Source organism: Acidovorax sp. KPB24-03 (assembly GCF_057546605.1).
Map to the genome: position 1 here is coordinate 1 of NZ_BAAJYR010000534.1, position 1,980 is coordinate 1,980.

General features: G+C 68.6%; 2 protein-coding genes. Both read left to right on the forward strand.

Going from position 1 to position 1,980, the window contains the following annotated elements:
• The coding region (locus AC27KI_RS23640) for an efflux MFS transporter permease (protein WP_487116165.1) at positions 1-611 on the forward strand (611 nt) is incomplete at its 5' end.
• A gap of 176 nt (positions 612-787) precedes the next feature.
• Positions 788-1,980 (forward strand): S-layer protein (locus AC27KI_RS23645; protein ID WP_487116167.1); only part of this gene is annotated, 1,193 nt, incomplete at its 3' end.

Sequence of the window (1,980 nt, forward strand, 5' to 3'; positions counted from 1 at the left end):
CGGTGGGGCTGCTGGCGCTGGTGCTCTCGCCCGTGGTGGGCAAGAACATCGCCAAGGTGGACCCGCGGCGCTTCGCCACCTTCGCGTTCCTGGTGTTCGCGCTGGTGCTGTGGATGCGCTCGCGGTTCAACACCCAGGCCGACCTGACCACGATCATGGTGCCCACGATCATCCAGGGCATCGCCATGGCGTTCTTCTTCATCCCGCTGGTGACGATCACGCTGTCGGAGATCGCACCCGCGCGCATTCCGTCGGCATCGGGGCTGTCGAACTTCATGCGCATCACGGCCGGGGCCATCGGCACCTCGGTCTCGACCACGCTATGGGAGCGGCGCGCCACGCTGCACCATGCCCAGCTCACCGAAGGGCTGCAGCAGGGCGGCGTGGCCGTCACGCAGACGCTGCAGGGGCTGCAGGCGGGCGGCCTCACGCCCGAGCAGGCGCTGGCGCAGGTGGAACGCATGGTGAACCAGCAGGCCTTCATGCTGGCCGCCAACGACATCTTCTATGCGTCGGCCGTGCTGTTCCTGCTGCTGATTCCGCTGGTCTGGCTGGCCCACCCGGTGCGCCCCAGCGCCGGCAGCGCGGACGCCGCGGCCGGCGCGCACTGAGGCCGGGGGGCCGGGGCGACTGTTGCGCCAAGGCCTCACTCCGGGGCATGCGCGCGGGCACCAAGGCGCCTGCGCAGGCCATGTCATCACGGGTTCATCCGGGATTTCTACAAACGCGGGGCTGCCACCGGCATCCGCCGGCCGCCGGCCCCTGCGTCAAAAAATCCAGATCACCCATGACCCGCCCCTCTGCCCCTGCCCCCAACACCTTCCGCCGTGCGCGGATGCCCCTGGCCATCGCCCTGGCCCTTCCCTCCCTCCTGCTGGCGGGCTGCGGCGGCTCCGGCGACGGCACGCCCGCCGCCGAACAGGGCCGCTGGACCACCGGCGACCTGCACACCCACACGGTGCAATCGGACGATTCGCGCACGACGCAGACGCTCGACTTCCTGCTCGGCAAGGCCTTCACCACGTACCGCCTGGACTGGATGGCGGTGACCAACCACCTGCGCTCGTCCAAGTACGACAACGCGGCCAACCTGCTGCCCGCTCCCAAGGCCTTCGCCTATGGCATGGAGGCCTATGAGATCCCGCGCATCCAGGCGCTGCAGGCCTCCGGCAACTACGCCGGCAAGCTGATCTTCTCGGGGTTCGAGTGGGACATGCCCACGCACGACCACATCGGCGTGGGCCTCTTCGAGGGGGCCAGCGGCAGCCTGAAGCCCTCCGCCAGCGGGGCCAAGGAGTTCCAGTACCTGTTCACCACGGGCGCCGAATCGCTCTTCGACGCGGCGGACGTGGCCCGCTGGAAGGCCCAGTACCCGCAGCGCTTCAACCAGACGGCCGACGACGCGCTCAAGGCCATCGCCTGGCTGAAGGCGAAGTACCCCGACACGAGCTACGCCCTGATCAACCATCCTTCGCGCAACCCTGGCAAGTATTCGATCGCCGATCTGCGCCAGATGAACGACCTGGCGCCCAGGATCGTGTTCGCCATCGAGGGCATGGTGGGCAACCAGCTCGAACCCGATCGCGGCGGCTACACCTCGGCCTACATCGACGCCAACCAAGCCAACCGCACCTACGGCGGCACCGACGCCATCGTGGCGAAACTGGGCGGGGTGTGGGACGCGCTGCTGGGCGAGGGCCGCCGCATCTGGAACATCGCCGACTCCGACTCGCACTTCGAGATCGACTCGAACAACAACAGCAGCGGCTACTACCCTGGCGAATACGCCAAGAACCACGTCTGGCAGGCCAGCAAGGCGGAGGGGGGCATCGGCGGCCTGGTCGACAGCCTGCGCGCGGGCCGCAGCTTCGGCGTCTTCGGCGACCTCATCAACGCGCTGGACTTCAACGTGTACGCCCTGAGCGGCAAGGGCACCATGGGCCAGGAGATCAAGGCCTCGGCCGGCGAGAGCGTGACGGT